The organism is Streptomyces netropsis (assembly GCF_014203545.1).
Taxonomy (GTDB): Bacteria; Actinomycetota; Actinomycetes; order Streptomycetales; family Streptomycetaceae; genus Streptomyces; species Streptomyces netropsis.
Genome location: NZ_JACHJG010000009.1, coordinates 282,782 through 299,371, shown reverse-complemented (window position 1 = coordinate 299,371; position 16,590 = coordinate 282,782). Strand labels below are relative to the sequence as shown.

Genomic DNA, 16,590 nt, shown 5'->3' with positions numbered 1-16,590 from the left:
GCTCCCAGCGAGGTGCTACCCCAGCAGTTCGTAGGCCGGCAGGGTGAGGAAGTCCGCGTAGTCCTCGTCGAGGGCGACCTTCAGCAGCAGGTCGTGGGCCTCCTCCCAGCGCCCGGCGGCGAAGCCGTCCGGGCCGGTCTCGGCGCGGACGGCGGCGAGTTCCTCGGCCGCGACCTCGCGGACCAGCTCGGCGGTGGCCTTGCGGCCGTTGTCGAAGACGACACCCGCGTTGATCCACTGCCAGATCTGGGAGCGGGAGATCTCGGCGGTGGCCGCGTCCTCCATGAGGTTGAAGATGGCGACGGCGCCCAGGCCGCGCAGCCACGCCTCGATGTAACGGGTGCCCACCTGGACGGCGTTGCGCAGGCCCTCGTAGGTCGGCTTCGCCTCCAGCGAGTCGACGGCGATGAGCTCCTCGGCCCTCACGTGCACGTCCTCGCGCAGTCGGTCCTTCTGGTGCGGCCGGTCGCCGAGGACCGCGTCGAAGGAGGCGCGGGCGACGGGCACGAGGTCGGGGTGGGCGACCCAGGAGCCGTCGAAGCCGTCGTTCGCCTCACGGTCCTTGTCGGCCTTGACCTTCTGGAAGGCGACCTCGTTGACCTCCGGGTCCTTGCGGGAGGGGATGAAGGCCGCCATGCCGCCGATGGCGTGCGCGCCGCGCTTGTGGCACGTGCGCACCAGCAGTTCGGTGTACGCGCGCATGAACGGCGCGGTCATCGTCACGGCGTTGCGGTCGGGGAGGACGAACTTCGCCCCGCCGTCACGGAAGTTCTTGACGATGGAGAAGAGATAGTCCCAGCGCCCGGCGTTCAGCCCCGAGGCGTGCTCGCGCAGCTCGTAGAGGATCTCCTCCATCTCGTACGCCGCCGTGATCGTCTCGATCAGGACGGTCGCACGCACGGACCCCTGGGGGATGCCGAGGTGGTCCTGGGCGAAGACGAAGACGTCGTTCCAGAGGCGGGCCTCCAGGTGCGACTCGGTCTTGGGCAGATAGAAGTACGGGCCCTTGCCGAGGTCGATCAACCGTCGGGCGTTGTGGAAGAAGTAGAGGCCGAAGTCGACCAGGGCGCCGGGGACGGGGCGGCCGTCGACGGTGAGGTGGCGCTCGTCGAGGTGCCAGCCGCGCGGGCGCATGACGACGGTCGCGAGCTCGTCGGCGGGCTTCAGGGCGTACGACTTGCCCTGCTCGCTGGTGAAGTCGATGCGGCGCTCGTAGGCGTCGATCAGATTGAGCTGGCCGCCGACGACGTTCTCCCAGGTGGGGGAGGAGGCGTCCTCGAAGTCGGCGAGCCAGACGCGTGCCCCCGAGTTGAGGGCGTTGATGGTCATCTTCCGGTCCGTCGGCCCGGTGATCTCCACCCGGCGGTCGTTCAGCGCGGCCGGGGCGGGCGCGACGCGCCAGTCGGGGTCCTCGCGGACGGCCGCGGTTCGGGGGAGGAAGTCGAGCGTGCCGGTGCGGGCGATCTCGGCACGGCGTTCGGCGCGGCGGGCGAGCAGCTCGTCCCGGCGGGGGGTGAACCGGCGGTGCAGGGCGGCGATGAACGCCAGCGCCGCGTCGGTCAGGACCTCGTCCTGGCGGGCCGGGGCGTGGGCGGGGTCGGCGACGACGGTGGCCAGCGGGGACGGCGCTGGTGCGGACATGGGCTGTCACTCCTTCAGCGGGCGGACGTCCGGCGGCCGCCGGGGCGCTCGGTCATACGGATCTGCGGTGACGGCACGCGGTGCCAGTGGAGAATAGTTTCCTCATGGTGGAAGTTCAATGGTCTGTCGGCGTCGAGAGATTTTCCGCCACGTCGGTATCCGGAACCCGAGTTGCCCAGGTGGCGCTGGGTGCCACCTCACCCCCTCGCTCGGCCCTCAGTCGAGCAGGGAGAGGTCGTCCGGCGTGTCGATGTCGTCCGGGGCCGCGACGTCCCCGCACTCGACGAGCGTGACCGCCCCGGCGTGTTCCCGTAGATACGCGCGCGCCCCCCGGTCGCCGGCGGCCGAGCGCGCGACGCCCTCCCAGTGCCGCCGCGCGAACAGCACCGGGTGGCCCCGTTCGCCGTCGTACGAGGCGGCCACCAGCCCCGCGCCCGCCCGGTGCGCGGCCAGCACGCGGGCCACCGCGGCCGGTCCGATCCTGGGCTGGTCCACCAGCGTCACCAGCGCCGCCGACGCCCCCGTGCCCGCGAGGGCCGCGAGCCCGGTCCGCAGCGACGAGCCCATGCCCGACGCCCAGTCGGGGTTGTCCACCACGGCCACGTCCGCCCCGGGCGGCCACGTCAGCCCCTCGCGCGCCCGGACCTCCGCCGCCCCCGCCCCCAGCACCACGCACAGCGGTCCGCAGCCTCCCTCGCGCAGCACCCGCGCCGCGTGCTCCACCAACGGACGGCCCCGGTGGGCGAGCAGCGCCTTGGGCCGCCCGCCGAGCCGCCGGCCACCGCCCGCCGCCAGCAGCAATCCGGCGACGAGGACCGGGCCGTCCGTCGCGTCTGTCGCATCTGTCGTCTGTGCCATGGCCCTTGCTTACCGGATGCGTGCCGGAGTCCACACGACCGCGGTCCGATGTGCGGTGGACAGCCGTTTGTCACCCGTACGTGAGCGCGCGGCCTGAATTTCGCTGTGAGTGTGGCGCTCCGCACGGAAAGTGGCGTTAACTGATCCGCGCGAGCGGGTGGGAGGGGGAGAATTGTGGCGGAAGGCGCCGTTGTGGTGGAAGAGGAGCGAGCGGGCCGTACCGGCGACGACCCGAGGGTGAGCGAGCTGCGTGCCGCGGTGTCCCGGCTGCGCCGGGCGCTCGCCGCGCACCCCGCGCAGTTACCCGACCGGGACGCCGCCGAGGACGAGCTGGCCGCCCTGGACGCCATGGCGCGCGCCGGTGAACCGGAAGTGCCCCGGCTGCGCCGCTCGCTGCTGCTGGTGGCGGGCGCGGTGGGCTCGGTCAGCGCCCTCGCCCAGGCCCTCGGCGAGGTCCGCGCGGCGGTCGACAGCTTCGGCGAGCAGCCGGGCACGGTGCCCCGGCAGGCGCGCGCGATGCCGGAGCCGGTGCCGGCGCCGACGACACCGGAACAGCCGCGCGCCACGGCGGAAGTCCCGCGCCCGCGTGAGGCCCCTGACGGGGTGTGACCGAACCGTCTGCGCCGCCTGTGCCGCCAGTGCCGCCTGCGGCGGCGAGCGCCCTGCGGGCGCGTCCTCAATCGCCGGACGGGCTGCACATCCGGCCCGTCCGGCGATTGAGGACACCGCCGCGCAGCGGAGGTGTACACGTCATGGCCTCAGCCGGAGCCCGTCGTGTTGGCGAGGGCCACCGACAGTTCGGCCGCCACCTCCTGGAGGACGGGCACGATCTTCTCCACGGCGGCCTCCGTGACCCGGCCCGCCGGGCCCGAGATGGAGATGGCCGCGGCCGTGGGGGAGTCGGGCACCGGGACCGCGAGACAGCGCACCCCGATCTCCTGCTCGTTGTCGTCGACCGCGTAGCCCGTCTCGCGCACCCGGAACAGGGCCTCCAGGAAGCCCTCGGGCGTCGTGATGGTCTTCTCGGTCGCCGCCGGCATGCCCGTACGGGCGAGCAGCGCGCGGACCTCCTCGTCGGTGGCCTGGGCGAGCAGCGCCTTGCCGACACCCGTGGAGTGAGGCAGCACTCGACGGCCGACCTCGGTGAACATCCGCATCGAGTGCCGCGAGGGCACCTGCGCGACGTAGACGACCTCGTCGCCGTCGAGCAGCGCCATGTTCGCGGTCTCGCCGGTCTCCTCGACCAGCCGGGCGAGGTAGGGGCGCGCCCAGGTGCCGAGCAGCCGGGAGGCGCTCTCGCCGAGCCGGATCAGCCGGGGGCCGAGCGCGTAGCGGCGGTTGGGCTGCTGGCGGACGTATCCGCAGGCGACCAGCGTGCGCATCAGCCGGTGGATCGTGGGCAGCGGCAGTCCGCTGCTCGCGGACAGCTCGCTCAGTCCGACCTCGCCCCCGGCGTCGGCCATCCGCTCGAGCAGGTCGAAGGCGCGCTCCAGCGACTGGACGCCTCCGGTGGGCGAGGCTTTGGGCTCGGCGGACGAGGGCACGGCGCGGTCCTTCCGGAAGTGGGTGGGAGCAGCCTACCGGCAGGCCCCCGGCCGCACTACGCGTCGTTCTGCGTGACGGAAGGATTCTTCCGCGCAACGGAAGGTGTTGCCGGGGTGACTGTCCTCAGGCGAACGCCGGACGGGTCTTGACGGGGGTGTGCGGTGAATGAAGACTGCGTCCACCGAGTTCAACAGAACGTTGAAAGTTCGTGCTCGTCTGAGGCCGGGAATCGAGGAGATGCCGTGTCCGAGGTGGAGTTGGTACTGCGCTCGACACGCGTCGTCACGCCGGAGGGCACCCGCGCCGCCTCCGTCGCCGTCGCCGACGGCCGGATCACGGCCGTCCTGCCGTACCCGGGCGAACCCCCGGCGGGAGCCGTCGCCCTGGACCTCGGCGACGACGCCCTGCTCCCCGGGCTCGTCGACACCCATGTGCATGTGAACGACCCCGGCCGCACCGCGTGGGAGGGGTTCGCCACCGCCACCCGGGCGGCCGCCGCCGGAGGCGTCACCACCCTCGTGGACATGCCGCTCAACAGCGTCCCGCCCACCACCACCGTCGCGAACCTGCGGATCAAACAGGACGTGGCGCGCCCCGCGGCCCATGTCGACGTCGGCTTCTGGGGCGGCGCGCTGCCCGCCAACCTCACCGATCTGCGGCCCCTGCACGACGCCGGCGTCCTCGGCTTCAAGGCCTTCCTCTCGCCCTCCGGGGTCGAGGAGTTCCCCCATCTGAGCCGCGCCGACCTGGCCGCCGTGGCCGAAGAGATCGCCTCCTTCGACGGCCTGCTGATCGTGCACGCCGAGGACCCCGCCCATCTGGAGCGCGCCCCACAGCACGGCGGACCGCGCTACGCCGACTTCCTCGCCTCCCGCCCGCGCGCCGCCGAGAACGACGCGATCGCCGCGCTCGTCGACGTCGCCCGGAGGCTCGACGCACGGGTGCACATCCTGCACCTGTCGTCCGCCGACGCGCTGCCGGTGATCGCCGCCGCCAAGGCGGCGGGCGTACGGATCACCGTCGAGACCTGCCCGCACTTCCTGACCCTCACCGCCGAGGAAGTGCCCGACGGGGCCACCGAGTTCAAGTGCTGCCCGCCCATCCGCGAGGCGGCCAACCAGGACGCCCTGTGGCAGGGCCTCGCCGACGGAACCATCGACTGCGTCGTCTCCGACCACTCGCCCTGCACCACCGACCTCAAGGTCCCCGACTTCGCCAAGGCGTGGGGCGGCATCTCCTCCTTGCAGCTCGGCCTGCCCGCGCTGTGGACCGAGGCCCGCCGACGCGGCCATTCGCTCACCGACGTGGCCCGCTGGACGGCCACCGCACCCGCCGCCCTGGCGGGACTCGCGCACAAGGGCGCCATCGAGGCGGGCCGCGACGCCGACTTCGCCGTCCTCGCCCCCGACGACACCTTCACGGTCGACCCGGCCGGACTCCACCACCGCAACCCCACCACCGCCTACGCCGGGAGGACACTGAGCGGGGTCGTACGGTCGACGTGGCTGCGCGGCCACCGCATCGCCGACCACGGCACGCCCGGCGAACCCACCGGCCGACTTCTGGAGAGGCAGCGCAGCGCATGAGCGGCACCCCCGGTACACCCCCCTCTTCCGCCTTCGCCGGTGACGCGAACCCGTACGCGGGCGGCGACCCCTACGCCGACTACCGTTCGGCCACCTTCGACTTCACCCACCTGCCCGACCTGGCCGACCGCCGGCTGGGCGCGGGCGTGCTCGCCGCCAACGACGAGTTCTTCGCCGAGCGCGAGAACCTGCTGAACCCCGAGGCCGCCCACTTCGACCCGGAGCGCTTCGGCCACAAGGGCAAAATCATGGACGGCTGGGAGACCCGCCGCCGCCGGGGTGCCGCCGCCGACACGCCGCACCCCACGGACGAGGACCACGACTGGGCCCTGATCCGGCTCGGCGCGCCCGGCGTCGTGCGCGGCATCGTCGTCGACACCGCCCACTTCCGCGGCAATTACCCGCAGGCCGTCAGCGTCGAGGCCGCCTCCGTCGCCGGTACGCCCTCCGCCGAGGACCTGCTCGCCGCCGACGTCCGGTGGACCGTCCTCGTCCCGCGCACCCCCGTCGGGGGCCACGCCGCCAACGGCTTCGCGGTCCGCGACCCCCGGCGCTTCACCCACCTCCGGCTCAACCAGCACCCCGACGGCGGCATCGCCCGGCTGCGCGTCCACGGCGAGGTCGTCCCCGACCCCGCGTGGCTCGCGGTCCTCGGCACCTTCGACCTCGTCGCCCTGGAGAACGGCGGCCGGGCCGAGGACGCCTCCGACCGCTTCTACTCCCCGCCCGTCCACACCATCCAGCCCGGCCGGTCCCGCAAGATGGACGACGGCTGGGAGACCCGCCGTCGACGCGACAAGGGTCACGACTGGGTCCGCTACCGCCTCACCGAGCAGTCCGTGCCGCGCGCCGTCGAGATCGACACGGGCTGCTACAAGGGCAACGCGGCGGGCTGGGCCGCCCTGTCCGTACTCGACGCCACCACCGGCGCCGACCCGGCCGACCACACCACCGGCTGGACCGAGATCCTGCCCCGCACCCGCCTCCAGCCCGACACCGTCCACCGCTTCCCGCTGGAGAAGGCCACCACGGCCACGCACCTGCGGATCGACATCTACCCCGACGGCGGCATCGCCCGGCTGCGCGTCCACGGATCGCTCACGGAGGAAGGGGCGCGCCGCCTCACGTCGTGAGCGGACGGCTCATGAACAGGGCCTGCTCGCCCTCCGACGCGGTGCCCGTGTAGAGGGTGACGTCCACGCCGCACAGCGTGAAGCCCATCCGGCGGTACGCCCGCACCGCCGGGGCGTTCACATTGGTGACCTCCAACCACGCGGTGCGCGCGCCCAGTTCCCGGCCGTGGTCGAGGGCGCGGTCCATGAGGCCGCGCCCGACGCCCCGGCCCCGGTGGCCGGGCGCGACCCGGACGTCGGCGATGACGAGACGGCTGTTCCAGGCCGTGAACTCGGTGGTGATCGCGCCGCACAGCGCGCCGTCGCCGTCGAGCGCGACGACGACACGGGTGGTCGAGGTCCCGTCGTCCGGGCCGCCTTCCTCCCCGCCTCCGTCCACCCCGCCGTCCTCCTCGTCTTCCTCGTCGTCGGGGAAGACCTTGCGCAGCGGCGGGTCCACGGCCACCTCGCGGAGCCGGAAGCCGTCGTCCGTGGACGTCACCTCGATGACGGAGTCCGTGGTGAAGGAGTTGTCGAGCGCCAGGGCGGCGTCCGACTCCTCGGCACGGGCCACCCGGTAGACGACGGAGGTGTGTTCGATACTCGTCATGTCGCCACCGTATAGCGGCCCATGACGCCTCGCGGACCGGATCAGGGGCCGGCGAGGGTGTTCCAGAACATCAGCTCGTAGTCCCGCAGCAGACGTCCGTAGCGATGCGCCAGCCGTTCCGAGACCAGCCCGGCCGCGAGGCCCGCCCGGACGGCCGCCGCCGACCGCTCCACGCCCTCCGGCGCGGGCTCGGCGAAGAAGTCGAAGAAGCCGCACGCGGCGTCGTCGAACCCGTAGTGACGGCGCAGCGCCCGGCCGACGGTGGCGCAATAGCCGCCCCACGCCGCGAAGTTGGCGGTCAGTGCCACGACCACGTCGGCGGGTTCGGCGTGCAGCGCCAGCCAGGCCGTGTACGCGGGATACGCCTGGCATCCGGCCAGCGGTTCGTACGCCCGCACCGCCGTCCCGTCCAGCCCGCAGGCGCCCGCCAGGGCGCCGAGCCGGTCCAGCGCGACGTCCTCGCCCCGGACCAGGGACGTGAAGAAGTCGGCCACGGCGGGATGGGTGCCGGCGGCCCGCTCGGCGAGCCGCCGGAAACTGCCCCGGTCGCCGGTGATGATGTGGTGCTGCTCCAGTGCGAAGGCGGCGATGGTCTCCCGTGGCGCCGCGCCCGCCTCGATCAGCGGCACGAGCCTGTTCGCGTCGTCACCCGGCGCCGACCGGCGCACGGCGTCCGCCAGAACGTCCTCAGCCGTACGCGCCATGGCTCCGCCTCCCGGGTGTGGCCGACCGGTACCGACGACCAGGCTCCCAGAAGATCGTGCCGTGCGGCGCGAGGGCCGCGCGTGTCACTCCGCCCCGGCGAGCCAGAAGATCAGGAAGAAGAACGCGACGATGAAGTGGACGGCCACCAGGTAGATGAAGACCCGGATGGTCATGCCCATCGGGGCCCGGTCCTCCTCGTTCCGCTTGCGTTCCGTGGCGCCGCGCGGGCTGTGGGTCGTTGTGTCGTCGGTGGTGGCGCGCGTGAGGTCGGCGTCGCTCATGGCATTCCCCTTCGGGTCGGTGCGGCGTGGCCGAGGCACAGCTCGGCCACACCGCTCTGCATCAGCGTGTGCATGAAGAGCAGGTCCACCCCGCCGTGCGAGGCGGCGGCGATGCGGTGCGGGGTGAGGGAGTCGAAGTGGGCGGAGTCGCCCGGGCCGAGCAGATGCACGGTTTCGCCGAGCGTCAGCCTGAGCCGACCCTTCGTGACGTACAGCCATTCCTCGCCCGCGTGCACCCGCACCAGCTCGTCCTGGCCGCCGACCGCCGGCACGTGCAGCCGGAGCGCCTGCATGGCCCGGCCCGAGCCGCCGGCCCGCCAGTACGTCCAGCCGCCCGCCTCCTGCGGTTCCATCCGGTCCGCCCGCACGATCGGGTCCCGCTCCGCGGGCACCTCGCCCAGCAAGTCGGATACCGTCGTTCCATAGGTGCGGGCCAGCGCCAGCAGCATCGGCAGCGACGGCGTCCGACGGCCGGTCTCCAGCCGCGACAGGTGGGCGGGGGAGAGGCCGACCCGGGCCGCGGCGGCCTCCAGCGTCAGCGCGCTGCGCTTGCGCAGGGCCCGCAGTCGCGGGGCGACGTCGGGCAGCTGGTCGGCGTGGCCGTCGGGCGGCGCGTCGGGCTGGTCGGGCAACTGGCTCATGGCTCCGGTATAGCCCTCTCTTGCCTATGGGGCAAAAGTTTTGCCTCAGGGGTAAATCGCCTGCAATTCCCGCACGGAACGAAAGGCCGCCTTCCGGATGTAGTGAACACCCGGGGGATGCCGTGAACACCTGGGAAACAGTTGATCATCAGCGTTGACGTGACATGTACCCGTCGCGCCATGCTGGCGTCATGAGAACCCCCCACCGCATCGCGCGTACCGCCGCTCTCGCCGTTCTGGCCTCGACGTTCCTGTTCGGCACCGCCGTCGCCGCCCCGGCCGCGACCGCCGCCCCGACGGTCCACTCGACGGTCGCCATGAAGATCGTCGGCGACATCTGTTACTCCGACCTGCCCTCGCAGGCCCACGACACCCTGCGCCTGATCGAGGCCGGGGGCCCCTTCCCGTACCCGAAGGACGGGACCGTCTTCTCCAACCGCGAGAGTGTCCTGCCGAAGCAGTCCAGCGGCTACTACCACGAGTACACGGTGAAGACCCCCGGCTCCCCGGACCGTGGCGCCCGCCGCATCGTCGCCGGGCAGAAGAGCCAGGAGGACTACTACACCGGCGACCACTACGCCACCTTCGACCTGGTCGACCGCACCTGCTGAAAGCGCGGACCCACGGTGGTCCCGTGAACGATCGACACGAGAGTCCCGCCACCGCCCACGGTGGCGGGACTCTCCTGCTTCCCCCCGCTGACCCGTCCCGGCGCCGGCGGCACTCGGGGTCCGATTGTCAGCGCCTCCCGTTAACGTTTTGATAGGGGACGACGTTCGGGGAGGCGCTCGTGGCATCGGTGATGAGGGACCTGGAAGCGATGACTCGCGAGGTCGTGCTCCGCATACCCGCCGGGACCGCCGTCCTCCCCGCTCGGGACGGGAGTTCGGGCGGCACGCGCCGCACAGGCGGCTGACCCCCGGGCGTTCCCGCACCGGCCTCCGCGGGCCGCCGACGGGCCTCGCCGAAGCCCGGAACGGCCCTCGGATCCGTCGAACACCACGTCCGGACCACCCCGTTGGGCCCGATGGGCCGTACCCTGACCCGCTCGGACCCCGCTCGGACCCGTACCTCGCACCCATCGCATCGACACCGTACGCACATCGAGAAGGGCGGCGAACTGCCGTGTACCGCTGGGAGATCACCGGAGCCGCGCTCGCACAGCGCGTCCTCGCCGTCGTCCGCGGCGACAGCTACGACCGGGCCACGGCGACGGCCGGCACCTTGCTCTCCGCCGGAATCACCAGCCTGGAGATATCGCTGGCCACGCCGTTCGCCCTGGAGGTCGTCACCACCCTGGCCCGCGAGGTCGGCGACGAGGCCCTCATCGGGGCGGGCGGCGTGCTGGACGCCCCCTCCGCGCGGATGGCGGTCGAGGCCGGTGCCCGCTTCCTCGTCTCGCCCAGCCTCGACGCCGAGGTCATCCGCACCGGACACCGCTACGGCGTCCCCGTCTTCCCCGGCGTCTCCACCCCCACCGAGATCGTCCGGGCCCTGGAGCTGGGCGCCGACGCCCTCAAGCTCTTCCCCGCCTCCGCCCATCACCCGGGCTGGATCGAGGACATCCGGGCCGCCCTGCCGCAGTCGGCGCTGCTGCCCACCGGCGGCATCACCATCGACAGCGCTCCCGAGTGGATCGCCGCCGGGGCCGTCGCCTGCGCCATGGGCTCCGTGCTCTCCGAAGGCGACCGGGACACCGTCGCCAAGCGCGCCGCCGACCTCCTCGGCCGCCTCGCCGACGCGGCCGATCCCGGCGCCGACCTCGAACACCCCGTCTCCCCCGACCCCTTCGACCCCGACGACACCTTCGGCACCGGCCCCGACGCCCGACCGGAGGCCGCGTATCGACGATGATCCGACGAGGGTGCGCCCGTTAATGTGAGGACCCGGTCAACCGAGGAGGGTCCACCCATGGGTACAAGTACGGGCGACATAGTCGATCTGGCGGGGATGGGCGGGGAGTTCGCCCGCGATCCGTACCGGGTCTACGCGGAGCTGCGCGCGTTAGGGCCGGTGCATCGGGTGCGGATGCCGGAGGGCGCGGACGCCTGGGTCGTCGTCGGCCACGACGAGGTGCGCGCCATGCTCAACGACCCCCGGCTGTCCAAGGAGATCCGGCACGCCTCCGAGAGCTTCTCCCTGCCGTTCGTCGCCGCGGGCCCGCACATGCTGAACCTCGACCCGCCGCACCATTCCCGGCTGCGCAAGCTCGTCACCAAGGAGTTCACCCCGCGGCGGGTCCAGGCGATGGCCCCACGGGTGCAGGAGATGACCGACGAGCTGATCGACGCGATGCTCGTGGCCCCGGACCGCCGTGCCGACCTGGTCGACGCGCTGTCCTTCCCGCTCCCCATGGGCGTCATCTGTGAACTGCTCGGCGTGCCGTCCCTCGACCGGGACGCCTTCCGCGGCTGGTCGAACACGGTGGTGGGCTCCGCACCGCCGCAGGAGAAGCGCGAGGCGGCGGCGGAGGTCGCGGCCTATCTCGCCGAGCTGGTGGCCGCCAAGCGCCAGGAGCCCGGCGACGACCTGATGAGCGCGCTGATCCGCACCACGGACGAGGACGGCGACCGGCTCTCCCCCGAGGAACTCCTCGGCATGGCCTGGATACTGCTCGTCGCCGGCCACGAGACGACCGTCAACCTCATCTCCAACGGTGTCCTCGCGCTGCTCACCCACCCCGACCAGCTGGCGGACCTGCGGGCCGACTTCGGGCTGCTGGACAACGCCGTCGAGGAGATGCTGCGCTACGACGGGCCGGTCGAGACGCCCACGTTCCGCTTCACCACCGAACCCCTGGAGATCGGTGGCACCCTCATCCCCGCCGGTGAACTCGTGCTCCCCGCCCTCGCCGACGCCGACCGGGACCCCGCCCGGTTCCCGGAGCCGGACCGCTTCGACATCCGCCGTGACGCACGCGGTCACGTCGCCTTCGGACACGGCATCCATTACTGCCTGGGGGCGCCGCTGGCCCGCCTGGAGGCCAGGATCGCCGTCCGGTCCCTCCTGGAGCGCTGCCCGGACCTGGCGCTGGACGCCCACCCCGCCGCGCTGACCTGGCGTGAAGGCCTCCTCATCCGCGGCCCGCACCGACTGCCCGTCAGCTTCTGACCTCTGGTGTGCCGTCGGTCCGACGACGGATCCTTCGAGCTCGTCCCGGGCGCGGTCCGGCTGCGCCCGGGCGCGCTCCTCGGTGGAGGAGGCCGCCGCCACCTCTCCGGCCGCCTCGTCACGGCGGGTTTCGCCGCCCTCCGTGCGCCCGCCCCGGTTCTCCCGGACGGCGACGTTCTCCGGCTGCCCCGGGACCCTCACCCGCACGTGTGAGGCCGGCCCGTCGTGATCACCCTGCGTATCGGGCCTCCGTGCATGTCCGGACAACCGGATCTCCGGACTATCCGTCATCCGGTCCTACGGCTACGCTCCCTTCGTGGCGAAGCAGCAACCTCTCCAGTTCACCCTCGACCGCGGCAGCCCGGTCCCGCTCTACTTCCAGCTGTCCCAGCAGCTCGAAGCCGCGATCGAACAGGGCGGGCTGGCCCCCGGCAGCCTCCTCGGCAACGAGATCGAGCTGGCCGCGCGGCTCGGGCTGTCCCGGCCCACCGTCCGGCAGGCGATCCAGACGCTCGTGGACAAGGGCCTGCTCGTGCGCCGCCGCGGCGTGGGCACCCAGGTCGTGCACAGCCAGGTCAAGCGGCCGCTGGAGCTCAGCAGCCTCTACGACGACCTCGAGGCCGCGGGCCAGCAGCCCGCCACCCGGGTGCTGCGCAACTCCGTCGAGCCCGCCACCGCCCGGGTCGCCGCCGCGCTCGGGGTGGCCGAGGGTGCCGACGTCGTGTACATCGAGCGGCTGCGCCTCGCACACGGCGAGCCCATGGCCCATCTGCGCAACCACCTCCCCGTCGGGCTGCTCGACCTCGGCGGTGACGTGCTGGAGGAGACCGGGCTCTACCGCCTGATGCGCTCGGCCGGCATCACGCTGCACAGCGCCCGGCAGACGGTCGGCGCGCGCGCCGCGACCGCCGAGGAGGGTGAGCGGCTCGCCGAGCCGACCGGTGCGCCGCTGCTGACGATGGAGCGGACCACCTTCGATGACACGGGTCGTGCGGTGGAATTCGGCTCACATCTCTACCGTGCCTCGCGCTACGCCTTCGACTTCCAGCTTCTCGTCCGTCCCTAGGGCGTGCCGTGCGGTGCCTTCCGGGCTCCGTCCGTAAAAGCGGAGGTCATGGCTCCGCCGATGGGTCAGTTCGTAAGAATGTTCTGACAAAGTCTTGACGTGGTGTGTCGCCCGCCACTAGAACTCCTGCCACACGCAAACAGCCCCGCGGAGGACCCCGGCGAAGCCCCGGCGGTCAGCGGTGACGGATGGTGACGGATACTTGGGCGGTTGGGCTCGCGGGAACGGGGTCCGGCCGCACCGTGACAGACAGTGAGAAGGGGCAAGTCCTCGTGGCAAGGGTTCGGACAGGCGTACGTGCGGTGAGCGCCGTGCTGGCAGCGGTGCTCGGCGCCACCTTGGCGGGGTGCAGCGCTACGGGCGGCAAGCGCGCGGAGGAGCGGGCCGCCAAGGCCGCCCAGGGGCGCGCCGCGGTCGACACGCCCCGCTGGACCTTCGCGATGGTCACCCACTCGGGTGATGGCGACACCTTCTGGGACATCGTCCAGAACGGTGCCAAGCAGGCGGCGGTCAAGGACAACATCAAGTTCCTCTACTCCCACGACGTGGAGGGGAACAAGCAGGCCCAGAACGTGCAGGCCATGATCGACCAGAAGGTCGACGGCCTGATCGTCACCCTCGCCAAGCCCGACGCCATGAAGGACGTCATCGCGAAGGCGAAGAAGGCCGGCATCCCGGTGATCACCGTGAACTCGGGCTCCGAGAAGTCCAAGGAGTTCGGCGCGCTCACCCACATCGGCCAGGACGAGGTGATCGCGGGCGAGGCCGTCGGCGAGCAGCTCAACGAGCGCGGGAAGAAGAAGGCCGTCTGCGTCCTGCACGAGCAGGGCAACGTCGGCCACGAGCAGCGCTGCGACGGCGTGAAGAAGACCTTCAAGGGCGACCTGCAGAACCTCTACGTCGAGGGCACCAACATGCCCAACGTGCAGTCGTCCATCGAGGCGAAGCTCCAGTCCGACAAGGACATCGACGCGGTCGTCACCCTCGGCGCCCCCTTCGCGCCGACCGCCGTCAAGGCCGCCGAGCAGGCCGGCAGCAAGGCCGAGGTCGACACCTTCGACCTCAACGCCAAGGTCGCCGACGCCCTGCAGTCCGGCAAGCTCGGCTTCGCCGTCGACCAGGACCCCTACCTCCAGGGCTACGAGGCCGTCGACCTGCTCTGGCTCTACCGCTACAACCGCGACATGCTCGGCGGCGGCCGCCCCGTCCTGACCGGTCCGCAGATCGTCACCAAGGACGACGCCAAGACCCTCGCCGAGTACACGAAGCGGGGTACGCGATGAGCGCGCCCGCGACCGCGCCCGTCCAGGACGCGCCCGACGAGCGGCTGGCGCACCGCTCCCACCTGCGCCGGCTGCTCGGCCGCCCCGAGCTCGGCGCGGTCGTCGGCGCGGTGGCCGTCTTCGTCTTCTTCTCGACCGTCGCCGACAGCTTCCTCCAGGCGTCCAGCCTGTCGACGGTGCTGTACGCGTCCTCGACCATCGGCATCATGGCCGTCCCGGTGGCGCTGCTGATGATCGGCGGCGAGTTCGACCTGTCGGCCGGTGTGATGGTGACCAGCGCCGCGCTGGTCTCCTCGATGTTCAGCTACCAGATGACGGCCAACGTCTGGGTCGGCGCCGGTGTCTCGCTGCTCACGATGCTGGCCGTCGGCTTCTTCAACGGCTTCGTGCTCACCCGCACCAAGCTGCCCAGCTTCATCATCACGCTGGCCACGTTCCTGATGCTGACCGGTCTGAACCTGGGCTTCACCAAGCTCATCAGCGGCACCGTCTCCACCAAGACCATCGGTGACATGGAGGGCTTCGACTCCGCCCGCGCGGTCTTCGCCTCGCACCTGACGATCGGCGGCGTCGACCTCCAGGTCACCATCCTCTGGTGGCTCGGTCTGGTGGCCCTGGCCACCTGGGTGCTGCTGCGCACCCGCGTCGGCAACTGGATCTTCGCGGTCGGCGGCAACTCCGAAGCCGCCCGCGCCGTGGGCGTCCCCGTCAAGGGCACCAAGATCGGCCTGTACATGGCCGTCGCCTTCTGCGCCTGGGTCTCCGGTCAGCACCTGCTGATGTCCTACGACGTGGTGCAGTCCGGCGAGGGCGTCGGCAACGAACTCCTCTACATCATCGCGGCCGTCATCGGCGGCTGCCTGATGACCGGCGGCTACGGCTCGGCCATCGGCTCCGCGGTCGGGGCGTTCATCTTCGGCATGACCAGCAAGGGCATCGTCTACGCCCAGTGGGACCCGGACTGGTTCAAGTTCTTCCTGGGCGCGATGCTGCTGCTGGCGACGCTGCTGAACGCGTGGGTCCGTAAGCGGGCGGAGGCGACGAAGTGAGCGACACACAGAGCGCGCTGGTCGAGCTGACGGACGTCAGCAAGTTCTACGGGAACATCCGTGCCCTCGAAGGGGTCTCCCTGGAGGTGCACGCGGGTGAGATCACCTGCGTGCTCGGCGACAACGGCGCAGGCAAGTCCACCCTCATCAAGATCATCGCGGGGCTGCACCAGCACGACGCCGGCACCTTCGAGATCGAGGGCGAGGAGACCCGGCTCGGCTCGCCCCGCGAGGCCCTGGACCGCGGCATCGCCACGGTCTACCAGGACCTCGCGGTCGTGCCCCTGATGCCCGTCTGGCGGAACTTCTTCCTCGGCTCCGAGCCGACGAAGGGCGTCGGCCCCTTCAAGCGCCTCGACGCCGCGCGGATGCGCGAGACCACCCGCGCCGAGCTGCTGCGCATGGGCATCGACCTGCGCGACGTCGACCAGCCCATCGGCACGCTCTCCGGCGGTGAGCGGCAGTGCGTGGCCATCGCCCGCGCCGTCTACTTCGGCGCCAAGGTGCTCGTCCTCGACGAGCCGACGGCGGCGCTCGGCGTCAAGCAGTCCGGTGTGGTCCTCAAGTACGTGGCGGCGGCCCGGGACGCGGGCCTCGGCGTGGTCCTGATCACCCACAACCCGCACCACGCCTACCTCGTCGGCGACCGCTTCGTGCTGCTCAAGCGCGGTGCGATGGCCGGCAGCCACGCCAAGTCCGAGATCGCCCTCGACGAGCTCACCCGCCAGATGGCGGGCGGCAGCGAGCTCGAGCAGCTCAGCCACGAGCTGGAGCGGGCCCCGGGCCCGGACGTGATCGGCGGCAAGCCGGTCGCCTCCGGCGAGGACGGCTGACGACGGGCCCGGCCCCGTACGGGCGGGCCCGCTCGCGCCCCGCACGTGCCGGGTGACGGGCGGGCGGGAGGGAAACGGCCCGCCGCAGCGGCCCCCACGGGCGCGGCCCAGCCGCACGCGATGCGGTAAGGAACGCTCCGGTGAGGCACAATCGCACCGACCGTAATCCACAGAGGCACCCGCCTCTCCGAGACCCCGCAGGGACGACGACTCGTGCGAGCACGCCCCCGTACACCCGCCGGAGGCCACGCCGTGGCGGAGGTACAGCC

At 72.1% G+C, this 16,590-nt stretch carries 17 protein-coding genes; 10 read left to right on the top strand and 7 right to left on the bottom strand.

Annotated elements, in window-relative coordinates:
* Positions 1 to 15 precede the first annotated feature (15 nt).
* Both aceB and FHS38_RS22310 read right to left on the bottom strand, forming a co-directional pair.
* Positions 16 to 1,641 (bottom strand): malate synthase A, encoded by a 1,626-nt coding sequence (gene aceB, locus FHS38_RS22315; protein WP_184736078.1) that lies wholly within the window; start codon positions 1,639 to 1,641, stop codon positions 16 to 18.
* 216 nt (positions 1,642 to 1,857) lie between these two features.
* Positions 1,858 to 2,499 carry a nucleotidyltransferase family protein gene (locus FHS38_RS22310; RefSeq protein WP_184736077.1) on the bottom strand — a complete coding sequence of 214 codons (642 nt, stop codon included), beginning with the start codon at positions 2,497 to 2,499 and terminating at the stop codon, positions 1,858 to 1,860.
* 195 nt (positions 2,500 to 2,694) lie between these two features.
* Between FHS38_RS22310 and FHS38_RS22305 the strand changes: the two genes are divergently transcribed.
* Positions 2,695 to 3,108 (top strand): DUF5955 family protein, encoded by a 414-nt coding sequence (locus tag FHS38_RS22305; protein ID WP_229822586.1) that lies wholly within the window; start codon positions 2,695 to 2,697, stop codon positions 3,106 to 3,108.
* Between the two features lie 149 nt (positions 3,109 to 3,257).
* Here the strand turns inward: FHS38_RS22305 and FHS38_RS22300 are convergent, their stop codons facing one another.
* Positions 3,258 to 4,043, bottom strand: coding sequence for an IclR family transcriptional regulator (locus FHS38_RS22300; protein WP_184736074.1), 786 nt, complete (start codon positions 4,041 to 4,043; stop codon positions 3,258 to 3,260).
* A 243-nt stretch (positions 4,044 to 4,286) separates the two neighbouring features.
* On the opposite strand from FHS38_RS22300, the gene allB reads away from it, so the two are divergent.
* Positions 4,287 to 5,630 (top strand): allantoinase AllB, encoded by a 1,344-nt coding sequence (gene allB, locus FHS38_RS22295; RefSeq protein WP_184736073.1) that lies wholly within the window; start codon positions 4,287 to 4,289, stop codon positions 5,628 to 5,630.
* Positions 5,627 to 6,763: an allantoicase gene (gene alc / locus FHS38_RS22290; RefSeq protein WP_184736071.1), complete on the top strand. Its 1,137-nt coding sequence runs from the start codon at positions 5,627 to 5,629 to the stop codon at positions 6,761 to 6,763. The genes allB and alc overlap by 4 nt, the downstream gene beginning before the upstream one ends.
* Here the strand turns inward: alc and FHS38_RS22285 are convergent.
* From FHS38_RS22285 to FHS38_RS22270, 4 genes are all read right to left on the bottom strand, one after another.
* Positions 6,753 to 7,352, bottom strand: a complete 600-nt coding sequence (locus tag FHS38_RS22285) for a GNAT family N-acetyltransferase (protein WP_184736069.1) — start codon at positions 7,350 to 7,352, stop codon at positions 6,753 to 6,755. The genes alc and FHS38_RS22285 overlap by 11 nt on opposite strands.
* Before the next feature lie 41 nt (positions 7,353 to 7,393).
* Positions 7,394 to 8,056: a transcriptional regulator gene (locus FHS38_RS22280; protein WP_184736067.1), complete on the bottom strand. Its 663-nt coding sequence runs from the start codon at positions 8,054 to 8,056 to the stop codon at positions 7,394 to 7,396.
* Positions 8,057 to 8,140: 84 nt separating this feature from the next.
* On the bottom strand, positions 8,141 to 8,338 hold the full coding sequence (locus FHS38_RS22275; RefSeq protein ID WP_184736065.1) for a DUF6126 family protein: 198 nt from the start codon (positions 8,336 to 8,338) through the stop codon (positions 8,141 to 8,143).
* On the bottom strand, positions 8,335 to 8,979 hold the full coding sequence (locus FHS38_RS22270; protein WP_184736063.1) for a helix-turn-helix domain-containing protein: 645 nt from the start codon (positions 8,977 to 8,979) through the stop codon (positions 8,335 to 8,337). The genes FHS38_RS22275 and FHS38_RS22270 overlap by 4 nt, the downstream gene beginning before the upstream one ends.
* Before the next feature lie 191 nt (positions 8,980 to 9,170).
* Between FHS38_RS22270 and FHS38_RS22265 the strand changes: the two genes are divergently transcribed.
* From FHS38_RS22265 to FHS38_RS22235, 7 genes are all read left to right on the top strand, one after another.
* Positions 9,171 to 9,590: a ribonuclease gene (locus FHS38_RS22265; RefSeq protein WP_184736061.1), complete on the top strand. Its 420-nt coding sequence runs from the start codon at positions 9,171 to 9,173 to the stop codon at positions 9,588 to 9,590.
* A gap of 514 nt (positions 9,591 to 10,104) precedes the next feature.
* Entirely contained in the window at positions 10,105 to 10,833 is a 729-nt protein-coding gene (locus FHS38_RS22260; RefSeq protein ID WP_184736059.1) for a bifunctional 4-hydroxy-2-oxoglutarate aldolase/2-dehydro-3-deoxy-phosphogluconate aldolase, read from the top strand.
* A gap of 57 nt (positions 10,834 to 10,890) precedes the next feature.
* Positions 10,891 to 12,090: a cytochrome P450 family protein gene (locus FHS38_RS22255; protein ID WP_184736057.1), complete on the top strand. Its 1,200-nt coding sequence runs from the start codon at positions 10,891 to 10,893 to the stop codon at positions 12,088 to 12,090.
* Positions 12,091 to 12,406: 316 nt separating this feature from the next.
* The gene (locus FHS38_RS22250; protein WP_184736055.1) at positions 12,407 to 13,156 is read left to right on the top strand and encodes a GntR family transcriptional regulator; all 750 of its coding nucleotides are present in this window, start codon (positions 12,407 to 12,409) and stop codon (positions 13,154 to 13,156) included.
* Positions 13,157 to 13,428: 272 nt separating this feature from the next.
* Positions 13,429 to 14,439 (top strand): sugar ABC transporter substrate-binding protein, encoded by a 1,011-nt coding sequence (locus FHS38_RS22245; RefSeq protein ID WP_444545773.1) that lies wholly within the window; start codon positions 13,429 to 13,431, stop codon positions 14,437 to 14,439.
* Positions 14,436 to 15,488, top strand: coding sequence for an ABC transporter permease (locus FHS38_RS22240; RefSeq protein WP_184736052.1), 1,053 nt, complete (start codon positions 14,436 to 14,438; stop codon positions 15,486 to 15,488). Before FHS38_RS22245 ends, FHS38_RS22240 begins: the two co-directional genes overlap by 4 nt.
* Positions 15,485 to 16,321: an ATP-binding cassette domain-containing protein gene (locus FHS38_RS22235; protein ID WP_184736050.1), complete on the top strand. Its 837-nt coding sequence runs from the start codon at positions 15,485 to 15,487 to the stop codon at positions 16,319 to 16,321. Before FHS38_RS22240 ends, FHS38_RS22235 begins: the two co-directional genes overlap by 4 nt.
* Positions 16,322 to 16,590 lie beyond the last annotated feature (269 nt).

What these genes read in the sequence shown, in the direction of transcription:
- FHS38_RS22255 (WP_184736057.1), top strand. Translation starts at nt 10,891, where the DNA reads ATGGGTACAAGTACGGGCGACATAGTCGATCTGGCGGGGATGGGCGGG.
- FHS38_RS22285 (WP_184736069.1), bottom strand. Translation starts at nt 7,352, where the DNA reads ATGACGAGTATCGAACACACCTCCGTCGTCTACCGGGTGGCCCGTGCC.
- FHS38_RS22265 (WP_184736061.1), top strand. Translation starts at nt 9,171, where the DNA reads ATGAGAACCCCCCACCGCATCGCGCGTACCGCCGCTCTCGCCGTTCTG.
- FHS38_RS22270 (WP_184736063.1), bottom strand. Translation starts at nt 8,979, where the DNA reads ATGAGCCAGTTGCCCGACCAGCCCGACGCGCCGCCCGACGGCCACGCC.
- FHS38_RS22310 (WP_184736077.1), bottom strand. Translation starts at nt 2,499, where the DNA reads ATGGCACAGACGACAGATGCGACAGACGCGACGGACGGCCCGGTCCTC.
- FHS38_RS22240 (WP_184736052.1), top strand. Translation starts at nt 14,436, where the DNA reads ATGAGCGCGCCCGCGACCGCGCCCGTCCAGGACGCGCCCGACGAGCGG.
- FHS38_RS22280 (WP_184736067.1), bottom strand. Translation starts at nt 8,056, where the DNA reads ATGGCGCGTACGGCTGAGGACGTTCTGGCGGACGCCGTGCGCCGGTCG.
- alc (WP_184736071.1), top strand. Translation starts at nt 5,627, where the DNA reads ATGAGCGGCACCCCCGGTACACCCCCCTCTTCCGCCTTCGCCGGTGAC.
- FHS38_RS22275 (WP_184736065.1), bottom strand. Translation starts at nt 8,338, where the DNA reads ATGAGCGACGCCGACCTCACGCGCGCCACCACCGACGACACAACGACC.
- aceB (WP_184736078.1), bottom strand. Translation starts at nt 1,641, where the DNA reads ATGTCCGCACCAGCGCCGTCCCCGCTGGCCACCGTCGTCGCCGACCCC.